Origin of the sequence: Streptomyces flavovariabilis (assembly GCF_000725785.1) — a bacterium.
GTDB lineage: Bacteria > Actinomycetota > Actinomycetes > Streptomycetales > Streptomycetaceae > Streptomyces > Streptomyces hawaiiensis.
Window position 1 is genome coordinate 243,275 of record NZ_JNXD01000002.1, and the last position, 18,150, is coordinate 261,424.

At 71.1% G+C, this 18,150-nt stretch carries 16 protein-coding genes; 8 read left to right on the top strand and 8 right to left on the bottom strand.

Annotation, left to right across the window (positions count from 1 at the left end):
* Window positions 1-132: 132 nt before the first annotated feature.
* Window positions 133-1,485: a M14 family metallopeptidase gene (locus tag IO24_RS0106130; RefSeq protein WP_031132668.1), complete on the top strand. Its 1,353-nt coding sequence runs from the start codon at window positions 133-135 to the stop codon at window positions 1,483-1,485.
* Here IO24_RS0106130 and IO24_RS0106135 read toward each other — a convergent pair.
* The 5 genes from IO24_RS0106135 to IO24_RS0106155 form a co-directional block, all read right to left on the bottom strand.
* Window positions 1,482-1,991, bottom strand: coding sequence for a hypothetical protein (locus tag IO24_RS0106135; RefSeq protein ID WP_031132670.1), 510 nt, complete (start codon window positions 1,989-1,991; stop codon window positions 1,482-1,484). The two genes, IO24_RS0106130 and IO24_RS0106135, sit on opposite strands and share 4 nt — an antisense overlap.
* Before the next feature lie 65 nt (window positions 1,992-2,056).
* Window positions 2,057-3,535 (bottom strand): GntP family permease, encoded by a 1,479-nt coding sequence (locus tag IO24_RS0106140; RefSeq protein ID WP_031132672.1) that lies wholly within the window; start codon window positions 3,533-3,535, stop codon window positions 2,057-2,059.
* Between the two features lie 101 nt (window positions 3,536-3,636).
* Window positions 3,637-4,047: a RidA family protein gene (locus IO24_RS0106145; protein WP_031132674.1), complete on the bottom strand. Its 411-nt coding sequence runs from the start codon at window positions 4,045-4,047 to the stop codon at window positions 3,637-3,639.
* Entirely contained in the window at window positions 4,044-4,805 is a 762-nt protein-coding gene (locus tag IO24_RS0106150) for an IclR family transcriptional regulator (protein ID WP_031132676.1), read from the bottom strand. Before IO24_RS0106150 ends, IO24_RS0106145 begins: the two co-directional genes overlap by 4 nt.
* Window positions 4,802-5,836, bottom strand: coding sequence for a sugar kinase (locus IO24_RS0106155; RefSeq protein ID WP_031132678.1), 1,035 nt, complete (start codon window positions 5,834-5,836; stop codon window positions 4,802-4,804). The genes IO24_RS0106150 and IO24_RS0106155 overlap by 4 nt, the downstream gene beginning before the upstream one ends.
* 134 nt (window positions 5,837-5,970) lie before the next feature.
* On the opposite strand from IO24_RS0106155, the gene IO24_RS0106160 reads away from it, so the two are divergent.
* The gene (locus IO24_RS0106160) at window positions 5,971-7,251 is read left to right on the top strand and encodes an amino acid deaminase (protein ID WP_031132680.1); all 1,281 of its coding nucleotides are present in this window, start codon (window positions 5,971-5,973) and stop codon (window positions 7,249-7,251) included.
* A gap of 13 nt (window positions 7,252-7,264) precedes the next feature.
* Window positions 7,265-8,878, top strand: coding sequence for an N-acyl-D-amino-acid deacylase family protein (locus tag IO24_RS0106165; protein WP_031132681.1), 1,614 nt, complete (start codon window positions 7,265-7,267; stop codon window positions 8,876-8,878).
* A gap of 21 nt (window positions 8,879-8,899) precedes the next feature.
* Here the strand turns inward: IO24_RS0106165 and IO24_RS0106170 are convergent, their stop codons facing one another.
* Both IO24_RS0106170 and IO24_RS0106175 read right to left on the bottom strand, forming a co-directional pair.
* Window positions 8,900-9,826: a S1 family peptidase gene (locus IO24_RS0106170; RefSeq protein ID WP_031132682.1), complete on the bottom strand. Its 927-nt coding sequence runs from the start codon at window positions 9,824-9,826 to the stop codon at window positions 8,900-8,902.
* A 161-nt stretch (window positions 9,827-9,987) separates the two neighbouring features.
* Window positions 9,988-10,815, bottom strand: a complete 828-nt coding sequence (locus IO24_RS0106175) for a hypothetical protein (protein ID WP_031132684.1) — start codon at window positions 10,813-10,815, stop codon at window positions 9,988-9,990.
* 126 nt (window positions 10,816-10,941) lie between these two features.
* On the opposite strand from IO24_RS0106175, the gene IO24_RS0106180 reads away from it, so the two are divergent.
* Both IO24_RS0106180 and IO24_RS0106185 read left to right on the top strand, forming a co-directional pair.
* Window positions 10,942-12,153 carry a pyridoxal phosphate-dependent aminotransferase gene (locus IO24_RS0106180; RefSeq protein ID WP_031132686.1) on the top strand — a complete coding sequence of 404 codons (1,212 nt, stop codon included), beginning with the start codon at window positions 10,942-10,944 and terminating at the stop codon, window positions 12,151-12,153.
* A gap of 132 nt (window positions 12,154-12,285) precedes the next feature.
* Window positions 12,286-12,702 (top strand): SCO4983 family protein, encoded by a 417-nt coding sequence (locus IO24_RS0106185; RefSeq protein WP_031132688.1) that lies wholly within the window; start codon window positions 12,286-12,288, stop codon window positions 12,700-12,702.
* Between the two features lie 260 nt (window positions 12,703-12,962).
* Here the strand turns inward: IO24_RS0106185 and IO24_RS0106190 are convergent, their stop codons facing one another.
* Entirely contained in the window at window positions 12,963-14,792 is a 1,830-nt protein-coding gene (locus IO24_RS0106190; RefSeq protein ID WP_031132691.1) for a phosphoenolpyruvate carboxykinase (GTP), read from the bottom strand.
* A gap of 327 nt (window positions 14,793-15,119) precedes the next feature.
* Here IO24_RS0106190 and trhA point away from each other — a divergent pair, with 327 nt between their 5' ends.
* The 3 genes from trhA to IO24_RS0106205 all read left to right on the top strand — a co-directional run bounded on the left by trhA (window position 15,120) and on the right by IO24_RS0106205 (window position 18,125).
* Complete coding sequence (gene trhA, locus IO24_RS0106195) at window positions 15,120-15,833, top strand: PAQR family membrane homeostasis protein TrhA (protein WP_031132693.1); 714 nt, start codon at window positions 15,120-15,122, stop codon at window positions 15,831-15,833.
* A gap of 109 nt (window positions 15,834-15,942) precedes the next feature.
* Window positions 15,943-17,493 (top strand): MFS transporter, encoded by a 1,551-nt coding sequence (locus tag IO24_RS0106200; protein ID WP_031132695.1) that lies wholly within the window; start codon window positions 15,943-15,945, stop codon window positions 17,491-17,493.
* A 5-nt stretch (window positions 17,494-17,498) separates the two neighbouring features.
* A complete protein-coding gene (locus IO24_RS0106205) occupies window positions 17,499-18,125 on the top strand; it encodes a TetR/AcrR family transcriptional regulator (RefSeq protein ID WP_037667419.1) in 627 nt (208 codons plus the stop codon).
* Window positions 18,126-18,150: the final 25 nt, after the last annotated feature.

The following is an 18,150-nucleotide window of genomic DNA, read 5'->3' on the forward strand; positions in this document are numbered from 1 at the left end:
GACCGTGGCGCCGCGCGCGTACACTGCGCGGCTGCTTTCAGTCTTGACCTGCTCATGCCACTAGCAGAACGATGTGCGCCACCCGCACCAGTACGTCGCACGGAACAACCCCACCTCCCACAAGGAGACTTCATGCGACTTCGCATACGAGCATCCGGTGCCCGCACCGGCAGACGCACCGCGGCCCTCGCCGGCCTCCTCGCCCTCGCCCTCGCGGCGCCCCTGTCCGCGACGACGAGCGACGCCACCGCCGACAGCGCCCGCAAAGCGGCCGCTTCGGCCGACGACGTCCGGCAGTACGAGGTCCACCTGCACGCGACGGCCGAGGACCGCACGGCACTTCAGCGCACGGGCGTGACCGTCGACGAGGCGCACGGTCACGGTGTCGTCGTCTCCGGCCGCGCGGACCAGATCAAGAAGCTGCGTGCGCTGGGCTACGAGGTCACCCCGCTCGGCGCGGTGCCCGACCGCTCCGCCGGCGAGGACGACGTCCGGCTCCTCGACTTCCCGTCGGCCGACTCGAAGTACCACAACTACGCGGAGATGACGAGCGAGATCAACTCGATCGTCTCGGCCCACCCGTCCATCGCGAGCCAGCGCGTGATCGGCAAGTCGTACCAGGGCCGGAACATCGTCGCCATCAAGATCAGCGACAACGTGGCCGGTGACGAGTCCGAGCCGGAGGTGCTGTTCACCCACCACCAGCACGCCCGCGAGCACCTGACCGTCGAGATGGCGCTCTACCTGCTGCGCGAGCTGACGTCCGACTACGGTTCCGACTCGCGTGTCACCAGCATGGTGAACAACCGCGAGATCTGGATCGTCCCGGACATCAACCCGGACGGCGGCGAGTACGACATCGCCACCGGCTCGTACCGCTCCTGGCGCAAGAACCGGCAGCCCAACACCGGCAGTTCGTACGTCGGCACCGACCTCAACCGCAACTGGAACTACCGCTGGGGCTGCTGCGGCGGCTCCTCGGGCTCCACGTCCTCCGACACCTACCGGGGCCCGTCGGCGGAGTCGGCGCCCGAGGTGAAGGTCGTCGCCGACTTCGTGCGCAGCCGGGTCGTCGGCGGCAAGCAGCAGATCAAGGCCGGGGTCGACTTCCACACGTACAGCGAGCTGGTGCTGTGGCCGTTCGGCTACACGTACTCCGACACGACGACCGGGATGACCGCCGACGACCACGCGGCGTTCAAGACGGTCGGGCAGAAGATGGCCGCGAGCAACGGGTACACGGCGGAGCAGTCCAGCGACCTGTACATCACGGACGGGTCGATCGACGACTACCTCTGGGGCGCGCACAAGATCTTCGGCTACACGTTCGAGATGTATCCGAGGTCCGGTGGGGGTGGGTTCTACCCGCCCGACGAGGTGATCGAGCGGGAGACCTCCCGTAACCGCGATGCGGTGCTGCAACTGCTGGAGAACGCGGACTGCATGTACCGGTCGATCGGCAAGGAGAGCCAGTACTGCGGTTAGCCGGCTTCTTCCGCTTCCTCGAAGTAGGCGTCCAGCACCGCGTCCAGCTGCTCGTCCCACTCCTTGAAGTGACTCCTGGCCGGCGCCTCGATCTCGATCGGGTACCAGCGCCGGTCAGGGGTGTGGACGGTGACGGTGTACCGCTTGCCGAAGCGGGCCGTCTCCGTCTCGACCGCGCCGATCTCGTCCCAGCGGAACTCACACTCCTGATCGTCCAGGGACAGGTGTACGCCTCTGTGATCGGCGACCATCTTCGCGCGGCGGTCGGACGCCTCGAAGACGGGGCCGTCGGTGTCGGTCTCCTCCTCCTGCTCGGCAGGGGACGCCTCCTCGGCCTCTCCCGGCCCGGGGGCGGCCTCCTCGGCCTCGGCGACCTCAGGCTCCTTCTCCGGCCCGTCCTCCTCCGCCTTCTCTGCGGACGCGGGTGACGTGAGCCCGGGGATGAATGCCGGGTCGAATCCGGCGCCTTCCAGGGGCTGGCTGTTCGAACCTATGCGCTGCTCCACAGCGAAGCAGTATGGTCGACAAACCTGTGCCGCACACAGTCGACCCCGACTTCGTTATCAGACGCCTACACGAACAGGCTCAGCACCGCCGCCACCGCGAACCCCGCCACCGACAGCGCACTCTCCAGCACCGTCCACGTCTTGAGGGTGTCCCGCTCGCTGATGCCGAAGTACTTGGCCACCATCCAGAAGCCGCCGTCGTTGACGTGCGAGGCGACGATGGAGCCCGCCGAGATGGCCATGATGACCAGGGCGACGAAGGCCTGGGAGTGGTCGCCCTCGGAGAGCAGGGGGGCGACGATGCCGGCCGTCGTGACGATGGCGACCGTCGCCGAGCCCTGGGCCACGCGCAGGACCACGGAGATCAGGTAGGAGAGGACGAGCACCGGCAGGCCCACGTCGTGGAACGTGTCCGAGAGGGCCTGGGCGACGCCGCTGGCCTTGAGGACGGCGCCGAAGACGCCGCCCGCGCCGACCACCAGCAGGATGTTGCCGACCGGCTTGAGGGACGCGGTCGACACCGTCTCCAGGGACTTGCGGGACCAGCCGCGGCGGATGCCGAGCAGGTAGTACGCGAGGAGCAGGGCGATCGTCAGCGCCACGAACGGGTTGCCGAAGAACTCGATCACCGAGCGGAGCGTGGAGGGGTCGAGGGCGATCGAGGAGAAGGTCGCGGCGAGGATGAGCACCAGGGGCGTGCCGATGATGCCGAGGACCGTGCCGAGGGAGACCGGCTGCTCGCTGGGGGCGACCCCGGCGGCCCGCTGCTCGTCGACGACGGCCTGCTTGGCCTCCTGGGCCGCCTCGACCATGTCCTGAGGGACGGGCACGAAGATGCGGCGGCCGACCCACGCCGCGTAGCCCCACGCGGCCACCACGGCCGGCAGACCGCAGACGATGCCCATCAGGATGACCCAGCCGAGGTCCACGTTGAGGAGGCCGGCCGCGGCGACCGGGCCGGGGTGCGGCGGCAGGAACGCGTGCGTCACGGAGAGGCCCGCGAGCAGCGGCAGGCAGTACAGCAGGATCGATTTTCCGGAGCGCTTGGCGGCGGCGTAGACGATCGGGGCCAGGACGAAGATGCCGACGTCGAAGAAGACCGGGATGCCGAAGATCAGGCCCGTGAGGCCCATGGCGAGCGGCGCGCGCTGCTCACCGAACAGACCGAGCAGACGCTTCGCCAGCACCTCGGCGCCGCCGCTGACTTCGAGGATCGCGCCGAGCATGGTGCCCAGGCCGATGATGATCGCGACATGGCCGAGGATGCCGCCCATGCCGGATTCGATGGTGGAGACGGCGTCCGACTTCTGGACCGTGCCGAAGAGTTCGGTGACCGACAGACCGGCGGCGAGGCCGACGGCTATGGAGACCGCGAGCAGGGCGACGAACGGCTGGAGTCTCATCCTGATGATGAGGAACAGCAGCAGCACGATGCCGAGCGCGGCGGTGAGCAGGAGTCCGGCCGTACCGTCGACGAGGAGGAGCAGTCCTCCGGTGTGGGGTGGGGTCTCGGCAGGGGCGGACGCGGCGAGCGAAGGGGACATTCGGGGGTCCTCTGCGTAAAGGCATACGGCTTCTGGGCAGGGGGGAGCGCGGCGCGGCGCATCGAACGGCGCCGCGCCCCGGGAAGGCGGGGTGGGGAGGGTCAGCCGAGGACGGCCAGCGCGTCGATCTCGACGAGGAGACCCGCGGGCAGGCCGACGTAGACCGTCGTGCGCGCGGCGGGCGGCTGGGTCAGGCCCTGCTCCTCGAAGTACGCGTTGTAGATCTCGTTCATCTCGGCGAAGTGGGCCACGTCGGTCAGGTAGACGCGGATCATCATCACGTCGTCCCAGGAGGCGCCGCCCTCCTCCAGGATGGCCTTGACGTTGGCGAGGGTCTGGAGGGTCTGCTCGCGCAGGGTCGGCCCGGCGGGCGTGGGTGCCTTGCCCTCCTCGGCGGGCAGGAAGCCGACCTGGCCGGCGACCTGGAGGATGTTGCCCTTCCGCACACCGTGCGAGAACTTCGCCGGCGGGGTGGTGTGGGTCTTCGGGGTGAGTGCGATCTTGTCCGTCATTCGGTGCCCTTCACTGGTGTCCTGCCGGAGTACTCGCCGCTGATGGCGTCCGCCGTGCGGCGCACCAGCGGCAGGAGGGTGAGGAGTTCGTCGGCGGTGACGACGACGTTCGGCGCGGAGACCGACATCGCGGCGACGACCCGGCCGTCGGCGCCGCGGACGGGGGCCGCGACGCAGTTGATGGACTCCTCGTGGCCGCCGAGGTCGGTGGCCCAGCCCTGTTCGCGCACCTTGTCCAGCTCGCGCAGGAACGCGCCGGCGTTGGGTGTCGAACGGGACGTGTACGTGGGGTAGTCGAGCTTCTCCGCGACCGCCCGCCGCTCGTGCTCGGGCAGGTCGGCGAGCAGCAGCTTCGCGACCGCGGCGACGGTGATGGCGACGGGTTTGCCGATGCGGGAGTACATCCGCACGGGGTAGCGGCTCTCGACCTTGTCGATGTAGAGGACCTCGTTCTCCTCGTACACGGCGAGGTGCACGGTGTGACCGCAGTTCTCGTTGAGGCGGACCAGGTGGGGGTGGGCGATCTCGCGGACGTCGAGGTTCTCCATCGCCTCCTGGGCGAGGGCGAAGAGGCGGGCGCCCAGGCGGTAGCGCTGGTCGGACTGGCGGTAGACGAGCCCGTGCTCGTGCAGGGTGCGCAGCAGGCGCAGGGCCGTGGACTTGTGGACACCGAGGCGGTCGGCGACCTGCCCCAGGTCGGCGGGGCCCTCGGCGAGCAGCGGCAGGATGCTGAGCGCGCGGTCGACGGTCTGGCTCATGGCGTACGTACCTCCTCGTCGGCCCGCTGTGTCCGCTCGGTCCAGCCCGGGCCGAGTCGCAGTCTCCCCCATGCCGTGTCGTCCAGGGCGGCGAGCCGGTCGGCGTGCTCCCGCGCGGGCGGTGTGGCGAGGTCGCCGGGCACGGTGAGCGCGGCGGCGGCCATCAGGTGCCCGTGCCGCAGCCGGTGCCGGACGGGCAGTCCGCGCAGGGTGGCGGAGAGGAACCCGGCGGCGAAGGCGTCCCCGGCACCGACGGCGGCGACGACGTCGACCCGGGGTGCGGGCACGAAGGTGACGTGCCGCCCCTCGAAGACGGTGGCTCCGGCGGCGCCCTGCTTGACGACCAGCACCTCGGGTTCGGGCAGGGCGGCACGGACGGCTTCGGCGCTGTGCAGCCCCCACGCCTCGTCCTGCCCGACGAACACGAGGTCCGCGCCCCGGGCGAGATCGCGCAGCACGGCCGGGGCGGCCGTGTCGCGCCACAGGCCGGGCCGGTGGTTGACGTCGAAGGAGACCAGGGGGCGGTCGGCGCGGCGGGCGGTCAGCTCGCGCATCAGGTCCAGGCAGGTCCCGGACAGCGCGGCGGTGATACCGGAGAGGTGCAGCACGCGCCCGGCGCGCACGGCTGCCGGGTCCGGGTCCGTCGCGGTCATCGCGGAGGCCGCGGAACCGGCCCGGTAGTACGCCACCTCGTGGGCGTCGCCGGCCCGGTCCCCGGCGGTGCGGAAGTAGATGCCGGTGGGGCGGCCGGGGTCGCGCCGGACGTGCGCCACGTCGACGCCGTACCCGCCGATCGCCTCGACCAGGTGGTCACCGAACGGGTCGGCCCCCACCCGGCTGACCCAGCGCGCGGAGTGCCCGGCCGCGGCCAGCACACACGCCACGTTCGACTCCGCCCCGCCGATCCCCCGCTCGAAGGACGGCACCTCGGCGAGGCGCCCCGGCCGGGAGGGCAGGAACGTGACCATGGACTCGCCGAGCGCGACGACGTCCACGACGTCGGGGGCGTTGCAGGGTCCGGTGGGGGTCACGATGCTCGTAGCTCCTCGTCGGGGCGGCCGGTGGCGGTTTCATTGACCGGCGGTGGCCGAGATGTTAGACAGCGTTCAGCGCCATACGCAATGAATGTTGCAGAGACTGCAACACCGCTGATCAGGGAGGCTTCATGACGGCCGACACCGCCCAGTCCCTCGCCCGGCTCGCCGCCGAGCGCGTCGATCACCGCTTCAAGGGCCTCCCGCCGGACGCCGACGGACTGACCGTCGCCGAGCTGGCCGGGCAGCGCCGCAACCTCTTCACCGGCGGCTTCGCCACGCCCGTGCTCGCGCTGTCCGCCGAGCGCCTGGAGCACAACCTGAGGCTGATGGAGACCTACGCGGCCCGGCACGGCCTGGCCTTCGCGCCGCACGGCAAGACGTCGATGGCGCCGCAGCTGTTCCAGCGGCAGATCGAGCACGGGGCGTGGGGCATCACGCTGGCCGTACCGCACCAGGTGCGGGTGGCGCGGGCCTTCGGGACGCGGCGCGTGTTCCTCGCGAACGAGCTGGTGGACGCGGCGGCCCTGCGCTGGATCGCCACCGAACTCGACGCCGACCCCGACTTCGAGCTGGTCTGCTACGTCGACTCCGTGCGCGGCGTCGAGCTGATGGACGCCGCCCTGCGGGACGCCGACGCCACGCGCCCCGTGGACGTCGTCGTCGAGCTCGCCGCCGGGGAGGGCGCCCGGACCGGAGTGCGTACGGAGGCGGAGTGCGCGGCGGTCGCGGACGCGGTGGCGGGTACCCGCACCCTGCGGCTCGTCGGTGTCGCGGGCTACGAGGGCGAGGTGCCGAAGGCCGACACCGAGCGGGTGACGGCGTGGCTGCGGCGGCTGGTCGCGCTCGCCGCCGACTTCGACAAGGCGGGTCGCTTCACCGGGCTGGACGGGATCGTGGTCAGCGCGGGCGGCAGCGCCTGGTTCGACGCGGTCGCCGAGGTATTCGCCGGGATCCCCGAACTCTCCCTTCCGGTGCTGAAGTTGCTGCGCTCGGGCGCGTACGTCTCGCACGACGACGGCCACTACCGCAAGCTGACCCCGTTCAACCGGGTCCCCGAGGAGGGCGCCCTGGAGCCGGCGTTCCGGCTGTGGACACAGGTGGTGTCGCGGCCTTCGGCCGAGCAGGCCTTCGTCAACGCGGGCAAGCGGGACGCCGCTCACGACCTCGACCTGCCCTTCGCCCAGGTGATCCGCCGGGACGGCGCCGAGTGCCCGGCCACCGGTGTCTCGGTGACCGCCCTGTCCGACCAGCACGCCTGGCTGGCCACCACGCCGGAGGCGGATCTGGAGGTCGGCGACTGGGTCGGGCTCGGGCTGTCCCACCCGTGCACCTCGTTCGACAAGTGGCAGCTGATCCCCGTCGCGGAGGCCGACGGCACGGTCGTCGACTACGTCCGCACGTTCTTCTAGGAGGCCGGGCGCGATGGAAGAGCTCGTCATCCGGGACGCCGACGTCGTCGACGGCTCCGGCTCGGACGCGTACCGGGCCGATGTCGTGGTCGACGGCGGCCGGATCGTCTCGATCGTCAAGGAGGCCGCCGCGGCCGGCTGCCAGCGGCCGAAGGCCCGCCGGGAACTGGACGCCGAGGGCCTCGTCCTCTCCCCCGGCTTCGTCGACATGCACGCCCACAGCGACCTGGCGCTGCTGCGCGACCCGGACCACAGCGCCAAGGCCGCACAGGGGGTGACCCTGGAGGTCATCGGCCAGGACGGTCTGTCGTACGCGCCGGTCGACGACCGCACGCTGGGCGAGGTGCGGCGGGCCATCGCCGGGTGGAACGGCCCGGGGGACGACATCGACTTCGACTGGCGGTCGGTGGGCGAGTACCTGGACCGGCTCGACCGCGGGATCGCCGTGAACGCGGCCTACCTGATCCCGCAGGGCACGGTCCGGGCGCTCGCCGTCGGCTGGGAGGACCGCGAGGCCACACCCGGCGAACTGGACCGGATGCGCCGGCTGGTCGCCGAGGGCCTGGAGCAGGGCGCCGTCGGCATGTCGTCAGGACTGACGTACACGCCCGGCATGTACGCGCCGGACGCCGAACTGACGGAGCTGTGCCGGGTGGTGGCGTCGTACGGCGGCTACTACTGCCCGCACCACCGCTCCTACGGGGCCGGTGCCCTTCAGGCGTACGAGGAGATGGTCGCGCTGACCCGGGAGGCGGGCTGTTCCCTCCATCTCGCGCACGCCACCATGAACTTCGGAGTGAACAAGGGCCGGGCACCCGACCTGCTGGCCCTGCTGGACCAGGCACTCGCGGCCGGATCCGACATCAGCCTCGACACCTACCCGTACACCCCGGGCTGTACGACGCTGGCGGCCGTGCTGCCGAGCTGGGCGAGCGAGGGTGGCCCGGAGGCGACCCTCGGGCGGCTGGCGGACGAGGGGACGGCGGAACGCATCCGCCACGACCTGGAGGTCACCGGGTCCGACGGCTGCCACGGCGTGCCGGTCGAGTGGGACACCATCGAGATCTCCGGCGTGAACGACCCGGCCCTGGCCGGCTACGTCGGCCGGACGATCGAGGAGTCGGCGGCCGTCCGGGGCGAGACGCCCTGGGTGACCGCTCGCGCACTGCTGCTGGCCGACCGGCTGGCCCCGACGATCCTCCAGCACGTGGGCCACGAGGAGAACGTCCGGGAGATCATGCGCCATCGGGTGCACACGGGCGGCTCGGACGGCATCCTCCAGGGCGCGAAGCCGCACCCGCGCGCCTACGGCACATTCCCGCACTACCTCGGGCATTACGTCAGGGAGTTGGGGGTGCTGTCGCTGGAGGAGTGCGTCGCGCACCTCACGTCCCGCCCGGCGGCGCGGCTCCGGCTGCCCGACCGGGGACTGGTCCGCGAGGGTTACAGGGCCGACCTGGTGCTCTTCGACCCGGCGACGGTCGCGGCGGGGTCCACCTTCGCGCAACCGCGCGCCCTCCCGACGGGCATCCCCCACGTCTTGGTCGACGGCCGGTTCGTGATCGAGGACGGCCGGCGCACGGACGTGCTGGCGGGCCGGGCGGTCCGCAGGACTCCTTCCGCGTGACCGCCCGGCCGGCACCCTGCCTTACGGCTTGGGCAGGGTGCAGCCGCTCGCGCTCAGGTCGAGCTTGCTGTCGATCCCGAAACAGGCCGGGATCCCGTAGGTCTCCTGGGCGTAGTTGATGCCCTTGCGGACGGTCACGGTGCCGTTCGCGTCGACCTCGCAGGGGTTGTTCACCGTGCAGCGCTCACCGTCCTCGTTGCCGGTGTTGTTGATGGCGACGACCTTGTTGGTGGCCTGGTCGACGACGGGCGAGCCGGACGTGCCGCCGATGGTGTTGCAGGCGGAGGTGTAGCGGACGGAGTCCTTCCAGGTCCAGTCGCCCTCCTTCAGGGTGGGCACGAACCCGTCGATGTTGCAGCTGTAGATCCGCTTCCAGTAGCCGGAGGGAATGCTGATGGCGGTGCCGGCGACCGGGTGAGCGTCGTTCAGCGTCAGCGCGTTGATGTTGTACGAGCTCTTGATCTGCGCGTACGTGGTGGTGAGCTGGTACAGCGCGACGTCCGTGTCGGTCATCGTGCCGTAGGCGAGCTTGGCGGCGCGCAGGGTGGCGACGCGCGAGCCGGAGGCGTTGAGCAGGCTGAAGGTGCGGCTGGAGGCCTTGTCGACGAGGACCTCGCCGGGGCCGGGGAACCCGGACTCCAGACAGTGGCCGTTGGTCATCACGAGCGCCGGGTCGTTGTCCTCGGCGTCCGGCATGCGGACGACGGAGCCGGAGCAGTTGCTGAGCGCGACGGTGCCGGCGAAGTTCACGGCCTTGGCCTGGGAACCGCGGAGCCCGGACAGCGTCTGCTCCACGGACGTGACCACGCCGGAGACGGCGGACGTGGCCGAGCCCGTGTCCGCGACCTTGCCGACGCCCGTGGGGGCGGCATCGGCGGCGGTCGCGGGGGCCGCGCCGGCCCCGGCTATCGCCAGGGCGCAGAACGCGGCGGCGAGAGGTTTTCTCATGGGGGGTCCCCTCTTGCGACGGAGGCGACCGGAAATCCTCCGGCCGCCTGCACTGTTGTCATGTGCATTGTGATCGTCGCGAGGGGGTGACACAAGAACCTGTTCCACAACCGGAATTCCGGCGTCCTGTCCGACCCTACTCAACCGCCCTTACGGGCCGGTCACTTGGGTCCCTTGGTCCCGCCGGGGCCGCGCCCGGGTTTCTCGCCGGACCGGCCGGGTGCGGAGGTCGTGGCGGTGGGGACGGGGTCCGCCGTGGCGCCGGCCGTCGGGCTGCCGGCCGGGGGTGACGCGGCGTCCGTGGCGGACGCGGAGGGAGTTCGGCTCGCGGTGGGGGACGGCGGCGCGGACACCTCGCCGGACGGGTCGTCAGGATCGCCCGGCCCGGCGACGAGCGGAGCGTCGGCGGTGTCCGCCGGGCCCGAACTCGCGGGCTCCGCCGTCGGCGACTCCCCCGCCGTCGGAGCGCTGCGGCCGCCTTCGCCGCCCCGCGTCCCGCCGGAGGGCGTGCCCGAGAGCGATGCCCCGGCGATCAGAGCGACCGCAGACACGGCACCCACGGCACCGACGGCGACCGCCACACGACGCGCGAGCCGGGGAGCAGGTTTGCGCCGGGCGCGGCGCCCCGCGCCGGACCGGCCACGCGTCTGCACCGACGGCAGTTCACGCGTGCCACCGGTGCCGTCCGCACCGCCCGTGCCGTCGAGGCGCACGCGGCCGGGGGCGTCGCCGGGACGGGCGCCGGCGGCGTCCGCACCGTCGCCGGGACGGGCACGGGGCCGGGAGCTGACCGCGCCGTCCGCGCCGTCCGGGTGCCCGGCATCGCCGGCGGCCGCCGCGTCGTACACGTCCTGCCATCCGTGCGCCGCCGCCGGATCCGCGTACGCGTCGTAGGCGGGCGGCGCGGCGGCCTGCGGCAGGTACACGTTCGGCGGGTCCTGCGACCCGCGAGCGGTCACTCCGTCGGCGTACTCGAATGGCTCGGACATGGCGGCGCATTCTAGGGACCGAAGGTGCTGGTGGGACAGCGTGTGGCGATATCGCCCCAAATCCCCGCGTCTCACGTGGCGGAAAACACGGCCCGGGAGGCATTACCGGGCCGTAAGCTCCCAGACATGCAGGTGATCCAGTCGACCAAGCTCGCCAACGTCTGTTACGAGATCCGGGGCCCGGTGCTCGAGGAGGCGATGAGGCTGGAAGCCGCCGGTCATCGGATCCTCAAGCTGAACACCGGCAACCCGGCCGCGTTCGGCTTCGAGTGCCCGCCGGAGATCCTGGAGGACGTCCTCCGGAACGTGTCGTCGGCGCACGGCTACGGCGACGCCAAGGGCCTGCTGGCCGCACGCCGGGCGGTCGTCATGCACAACCAGACCCTCGGCATCGAGACGGACGTCGAGCACGTCTTCATCGGCAACGGCGTCTCCGAGCTGATCGTGATGGCGATGCAGGGCCTGCTGGACGACGGCGACGAGGTCCTCGTGCCCGCGCCCGACTACCCGCTGTGGACCGCCGCCGTGTCCCTGTCCGGCGGCACCGCTGTGCACTACCGCTGTGACGAGCAGGCCGACTGGATGCCGGACCTCGCCGACATCGAGCGCAAGGTCACCGACCGCACCAAGGCGCTCGTGATCATCAACCCGAACAACCCCACGGGTGCCGTCTACGACGAGGCGATGATCAAGGGCCTGACCGACATCGCCCGCCGGCACAACCTGCTCGTCTGCTCCGACGAGATCTACGACAAGATCCTCTACGACGAGGCCGTGCACACCCCGACCGCCTCCGTCGCCCCGGACCTGCTCACCCTCACCTTCAACGGCATGTCGAAGGCCTACCGGGTGGCCGGCTACCGGGTCGGCTGGATGTCGATCTCCGGGCCGCGCGCCCACGCCGACTCCTACATCGAGGGTCTGACGATCCTGGCGAACATGCGCCTGTGCGCGAACATGCCCGGGCAGCACGGAGTCGTCGCGGCGCTCAGCGGACGGCAGACGATCAACGACCTGGTGCTGCCGGGCGGGCGGCTGCGCGAGCAGCGGGACACGGCGTACGAGCTGCTGACCCAGATCCCCGGGGTGAGCTGCGTGAAGCCCAAGGGCGCGCTGTACCTCTTCCCGCGCCTCGACCCCAAGGTCTTCAAGATCAAGGACGACCGCCGGATGGTCCTGGACCTGCTCCGGCGCGAGAAGATCATGGTCGTCCAGGGCACGGGCTTCAACTGGCCGGAGCCGGACCACTTCCGGGTGGTGACCCTGCCGACGGTCGGGGATCTGACCGACGCGATGGGGCGGATCGGTCACTTCCTGGACGGCTACAGCCAGCCCTGATCCCGCGAGGCCCGGCCTCACCCGACTGCCCGCTCACACTATGTGCGCGGGCAGTCCTATTTTGTGACCAACTCAACTTTAGACGAAATCTAAGCTAGGATGGTTTCCTGTAAGAACTCAGGAGGCCTTCCCATGTACGAACCGATCCGCGCCAAGTCGGTCCACAGCACGGTGGACGGCCCCAACCCCGACTTCCCCCACCGTTCCCGTGAGGAAGAGCTGGACATCCAGCTCGCGGGCCACCTCGCCGCCCTGCTCGCCGTCACGGACGAGCTGCGCGCGACACAGGCCTCGGCCGACCTGGACGCGGCGGCGGAGCGGCTCGCGGAGCAGGTCGGCCGGCTGAGGGGCGGACCCGCCCCGGCCCGGGTGTCCGGCGCCCGGCGCGAGCGGAGCGCCACGGACCTGCACCGGCGGGCGCACGCCCTGGCGGGCCGCGCGCTGGTCGTCGCCGCCTCCCGCGCCGACACGGCGGCCGCGATCCTGGCCGCAGAGCGGATGGACGCCCACGCGGCGGCCCTGGAGCCGCGCGAACTCGCGTCCCGCTGAGCCCTTCGGGGCTCCCCCGTACGGCCCCGGTCCGCGCGCACCCGCAGCGACGCGCGGACCGGGCGCCATCACCCTCGTGAGAGCCTTCAGGTACCCCCGCCGACCGCCGCCATACCCGTGACAACCAAAGCAGGGGCCCGCACGCCGTTGTGCGGACCCCTGCCCGGTGGTGCTGTGTGCTGTCACCGCGGCCGGCCGTGACGATGTTGCTGGTCAGGGCACTCTCGGTGGACCGGCCGCGGAGTTCTGGAAGGGTTGTTTCACCCCAGGCGCTGCACCAGCGCGCGGTACTGGTCCCACAGCTCCTTCGGCGTGTGCTCGCCGAAGGTGTTGAGGTGCTCGGGGACCAGGGCGGCCTCCTCGCGCCAGACCTCCTTGTCGACCGCGAGCAGGAACTCCAGGTCGGAGTCGGCCAGCTCCAGGCCGTTCGTGTCGAGGGCGTCCTTGGTCGGCAGGATGCCGATCGGCGTCTCGACGCCCTCGGCCGTGCCGTCCAGGCGCTCCACGATCCACTTCAGGACGCGGCTGTTCTCGCCGAAGCCGGGCCAGACGAACTTGCCCTCGTCGTCCTTGCGGAACCAGTTGACGTAGTAGATCTTCGGCAGCTTGGACTGGTCCTTGTCCTTGGCCACGTCGATCCAGTGGGCCATGTAGTCGCCCATGTTGTAGCCGCAGAACGGCAGCATCGCGAACGGGTCGCGGCGCAGCTCGCCGACCTTGCCCTCGGCGGCGGCGGTCTTCTCGGAGGCCACGTTGGCGCCGAGGAAGACGCCGTGGTTCCAGTCGAAGGACTCCGTCACCAGCGGGACGGCGGTGGCGCGGCGGCCGCCGAAGAGGATCGCCGAGATCGGCACGCCCTTGGGGTCCTCCCACTCCGGCGCGATGATCGGGCACTGCGAGGCCGGGACGGTGAAGCGGGCGTTGGGGTGCGCGGCCGGGACGCCCGACTCGGGCGTCCAGTCGTTGCCCTTCCAGTCCGTCAGGTGGGCCGGGGACTCCTCGGTCATGCCCTCCCACCACACGTCGTTGTCGTCGGTGAGGGCGACGTTGGTGAAGACGGAGTTGCCCCACAGCGTCTTCATGGCGTTGGCGTTGGTGTGCTCGCCGGTGCCGGGCGCGACACCGAAGAAGCCGGCCTCGGGGTTGATGGCGTAGAGCCGGCCGTCCTCACCGAAGCGCATCCAGGCGATGTCGTCGCCGATGGTCTCGACCGTCCAGCCGGGAACGGTCGGCTCCAGCATGGCGAGGTTGGTCTTGCCGCAGGCGCTCGGGAAGGCCGCGGCGACGTACTTGGCCTCGCCGCGCGGCGGGGTCAGCTTCAGGACGAGCATGTGCTCGGCGAGCCAGCCCTCGTCACGGGCCATGACGGAGGCGATGCGCAGGGCATAGCACTTCTTGCCGAGCAGGGCGTTGCCGCCGTAGCCCGAGCCGTAGGACCAGATCTCGCGGTCCTCGGGGAAGTGCGAGATGTACTTGGTCTGGTTGCAGGGCCAGGGAACGTCCGCCTGGCCGGCCTCCAGCGGGGCGCCCAGGGTGTGCACGGCCTTGACGAAGAAGCCGTCGGAGCCGAGCTCGTCCAGGACCGCCTGACCCATACGGGTCATGGTGCGCATGGACACGGCGACGTACGCCGAGTCGGTGATCTCGACGCCGAGCGCGGACAGCGGCGAGCCGAGCGGGCCCATGCAGAAGGGCACGACGTACATGGTGCGGCCACGCATCGAGCCGCGGAACAGACCGCCACTGCCGCCGGAGCCCTGGAAGATCTCCCGCATCTCGGCGGGGGCCTTCCAGTGGTTGGTCGGGCCGGCGTCCGCCTCCTTCTCGGAGCAGATGAACGTCCGGTCCTCGACGCGGGCGACGTCGGTGGGGTCGGAGGCCGCGTAGTAGGAGTGGGGGCGCTTGATCGGGTCGAGTTTGCGGAAGGTGCCCTTCTCGACGAGCTCCTCGCACAGCCGCTCGTACTCGGCCTCGGATCCGTCACACCAGACCACGTTGTCCGGCTGCGTCAGTTCAGCGATCTCGTTGACCCACGAGATCAGCCCCTGATGGGTGGTGGGGACGGTGGGAGCCGCGATATCGCGCGCCACGATTGCTCCTAAATGAGGGATTTTTTGTGATGTGGAGGCCCCGTGGGGGCTGCGACCCGGATGCTTCACGGAGATCTTGGCGCTCATCCGGTGCCGACCGCACTCATTTGATCATCCGATGCTCGCGCCCATCTGTCCAGAGGGGCGCACAGGTGAGCAACGTGAGGCTCGCCACGGTTTCCCGCGCCCGCTTTACGTGCACATTGCGTTCACCTGGCAGTCCGTTTGCGTGACCATCGTCAGGTCACAGTGAGAGGATGGCCACTCTTCGCCGGTCGATCCGTGGCACCGACACGCCACTTACGGTTCCGTAGCTACCATTTGGCCATGACTGCGTTCGTCCCCGACGCGCCCACGGACTCGGCGGCCGACGGCCACGGTCCGCAGGCACTCTCCCTGCCGCACCCGGTGAAGCCGAAGCTGCGCGGCTGGCTGCACCTCGGCATGTTCCCGGCCGTTCTGGTCGCGGGCCTGGCACTGACCGCCCTCGCCGACTCCTCCAGAGGGCGTATCGCCTGCGGCATCTTCGCCCTGACGGCATGCCTGCTGTTCGGCGTGAGCGCGCTGTACCACCGGGGCGACTGGAGCCCGCGCATGGACCGCGTCCTGCGGCGGCTGGACCACGCCAACATCTTCCTGATCATCGCGGGCACGTACACACCGCTGACCATGCTGCTGCTGCCCGGCACCAAGGGGCAGTGGCTGCTGTGGGGCGTCTGGGCCGCAGCCGTGGCCGGCATCCTCTTCCGCGTCTTCTGGGTCGGCGCCCCGCGCTGGCTCTACACGCCCTGCTACATCGCGATGGGCTGGGCCGCCGTCTTCTACCTGCCGGACTTCATGCGGACCGGCGGTGTCGCCGTCCTCGTCCTGGTCATCGTCGGCGGTCTGCTCTACAGCGCGGGCGGCGTGGTCTACGGGATCAAGCGGCCGAACCCCTCACCCCGCTGGTTCGGCTTCCACGAGGTGTTCCACTCCCTCACCCTGGCAGCCTTCATCGCGCACTACGTGGGGATCTCACTGGTGGCGTACCAGCACGGGTAGTCCCCCTCTCGCCCGCGAAAGGCCACGGCTTGCGAGCCGTGGCCTTTTTGCATGCCCGGGGATCGCCAGAGGTTGACAGTCGCTATCTTTTGATAGTTACTTTCATTTCATGGCTACTGTCATTACGCCCGACCCCCGCCGCTGGTGGGCCCTGACGGCCCTGGTCGCGAGCATGCTCACGCTCGGCTTCGACATGACGATCCTCAACGTCGCGCTGCCGACCATGGCCGAGGAACTCGGCGCGAGCACGGGCGAACAGCAGTGGACGGCGGACGCGTACGTCGTCGTCTTCGCGGCGCTGATGCTCCCCGCCGGGCTGCTCGGAGACCGGTTCGGGCGGCGGCTGATGCTGGTCACCGGGCTCGGGATCTTCCTGGCCGGCTCGGTCATGGGCGCCCTGGCCCCGGACGTGACCTGGGTTGTCGCCGCCCGGGCCGTGATGGGCGTCGGCGGCGCGCTGGTCATGCCGCTCGCGCTGGCCGTGCTGCCCGCGCTCTTCGGACCGGACGAGCGCTCCAAGGCGATCGGCGTCATGTCGGCCGCCTCCGCGCTGGGCATGCCGCTCGGCCCGGTCCTGGGCGGCTGGCTGCTCGACCACTTCTGGTGGGGCTCCGTCTTCCTGATCAACGTCCCGATGGTCGGCATCGGCGTCGCGGCCTGCCTGTTCCTTCTCCCCGAGACGCGCGACCCGTCCTCCCCCAAGGTCGACATCATCGCCACGGCCCTGACCGCGGCCGGTCTCGGCGCCCTGGTCTGCGCCATCATCGAGGCGCCCACCCGCGGCTGGGCCGACCCCCTGGTGGCCGGGTTCCTCACCGGAGCCGCCGTCCTGCTCGCCGGGCTGGTGCTGCGGGAGCGGCGGGCGGCACGGCCCATGCTCGACATGGAGCTCCTCGGCCACCGCGGCTTCCTCGTGAACGCCCTCACGGCGACTCTGGTCACCTTCGTCCTGGCGGGCCTGCTGTTCCTGCTGCCGCCCTACCTTCAGGCCGTCCTCGGCCACGACGCCCTCGGCACCGGGCTGCGGCTGCTGCCGATGATGGGCGGCCTGATGGTCGCGGCGCGCGGCGCCCAGCCGGTCGTCGCCCGGTTCGGCCCTCGCGCGGTCATCACCTGCGGCCTGGTGGTGCTGGCGTTCGCCGCCCTGCTCGGCAGCCGTACGGCACCCGACTCCGGCTACGGCTTCACCGCGTTGTGGCTGACCGTCACCGGTCTCGGCTTCGGCTTCGCGGTGGTCCCGGCGATCGACGGGGCGCTGGCCGCACTGCCCGCCGACCGGGCCGGCAGCGGATCCGGGCTCCTGATGACCCTGCGCCAGGTCGGCAGCGCGATCGGCATCGCCCTGCTCGGCAGCCTGCTCGCGGGCGTCTACCGGGACCGCCTCGACGTCACCGGACTGCCCGCCCGGGCCGCCGACACCGCCGGGGAGTCCGTGGTGGCCGCGCACCTCGTCGCCGAACGCACCGGCGCGGCCGGCCTGGCCACCTCCGCGGACAGCGCCTACGTCCACGGCATGGGCGTCGTGCTGCTGGTGTGCGGTGTCGCGGCCCTGGTCGCCGCGCTGCTCGCCGGGGCGTTCCTGCCCGGCACCCGGACCGCCCCGGACGGCGAGCACGACACCCCGGCCATGGCCGGGCCCGAGGCCGATGCCCGACAATGACCTCCATGACGGCCGCACGCACCACCCCCGCCGACCGCCCCCAGCCGGGACTCCGGGAACGGAAGAAGATCAAGACCCGCCGGGCGATCCGCACCGCGACCTACGCGCTGATCGAGCAGCAGGGCTACGACGCCACGACGATCGAGCAGATCGCCGAGCGCGCCGAGGTGTCGCCGTCGACCGTCTTCCGGTACTTCCCTACCAAGGAGGACATCGTCATCACCGACGAGTGGGACCCGGTGATGATGGAGGAGCTGCGGACCCGGCCGCTGGACGAGTCGTGGGCCGACACCCTCCGGCACGTGATGCGCACGGCCCTCGACCTGAGCCTCGCCGAGGAGCCCGAGGTGACGCGGCTGCGGACGCGGCTCGGGGTCGAGGTCCCGGCCGTCCGCGCCCGGATGATGGAGAGCATGGCCGCGACCGGCCGGCTGCTGCGCGAGGCCCTCGCCGAGCGCTCCGGGCTCGACCCGGACAGCCTGGAGCTCCGGGTCTTCGCCATGTCCGTGATGGGTGGTCTGATGGAGGTCTCCCACTACTGGGCCGAGACCGGCCACCGCGACGACATCCGGAACCTCGTCGACCGCGCCCTGGACGTCCTGGAGGTCGGCCTGCCGACCGGAAGACCCTGAGACCGGCGCCTTCGCCATGGCATCC

What these genes read in the sequence shown, in the direction of transcription:
- IO24_RS0106165 (WP_031132681.1), top strand. Translation starts at nt 7,265, where the DNA reads ATGGAAGAGCTCGTCATCCGGGACGCCGACGTCGTCGACGGCTCCGGC.
- IO24_RS0106200 (WP_031132695.1), top strand. Translation starts at nt 15,943, where the DNA reads ATGGCTACTGTCATTACGCCCGACCCCCGCCGCTGGTGGGCCCTGACG.
- IO24_RS0106170 (WP_031132682.1), bottom strand. Translation starts at nt 9,826, where the DNA reads ATGAGAAAACCTCTCGCCGCCGCGTTCTGCGCCCTGGCGATAGCCGGG.
- IO24_RS0106160 (WP_031132680.1), top strand. Translation starts at nt 5,971, where the DNA reads ATGACGGCCGACACCGCCCAGTCCCTCGCCCGGCTCGCCGCCGAGCGC.
- IO24_RS0106150 (WP_031132676.1), bottom strand. Translation starts at nt 4,805, where the DNA reads ATGAGCCAGACCGTCGACCGCGCGCTCAGCATCCTGCCGCTGCTCGCC.
- IO24_RS0106175 (WP_031132684.1), bottom strand. Translation starts at nt 10,815, where the DNA reads ATGTCCGAGCCATTCGAGTACGCCGACGGAGTGACCGCTCGCGGGTCG.
- trhA (WP_031132693.1), top strand. Translation starts at nt 15,120, where the DNA reads ATGACTGCGTTCGTCCCCGACGCGCCCACGGACTCGGCGGCCGACGGC.
- IO24_RS0106205 (WP_037667419.1), top strand. Translation starts at nt 17,499, where the DNA reads ATGACGGCCGCACGCACCACCCCCGCCGACCGCCCCCAGCCGGGACTC.
- IO24_RS0106185 (WP_031132688.1), top strand. Translation starts at nt 12,286, where the DNA reads ATGTACGAACCGATCCGCGCCAAGTCGGTCCACAGCACGGTGGACGGC.
- IO24_RS0106140 (WP_031132672.1), bottom strand. Translation starts at nt 3,535, where the DNA reads ATGTCCCCTTCGCTCGCCGCGTCCGCCCCTGCCGAGACCCCACCCCAC.
- IO24_RS0106180 (WP_031132686.1), top strand. Translation starts at nt 10,942, where the DNA reads ATGCAGGTGATCCAGTCGACCAAGCTCGCCAACGTCTGTTACGAGATC.
- IO24_RS0106130 (WP_031132668.1), top strand. Translation starts at nt 133, where the DNA reads ATGCGACTTCGCATACGAGCATCCGGTGCCCGCACCGGCAGACGCACC.
- IO24_RS0106145 (WP_031132674.1), bottom strand. Translation starts at nt 4,047, where the DNA reads ATGACGGACAAGATCGCACTCACCCCGAAGACCCACACCACCCCGCCG.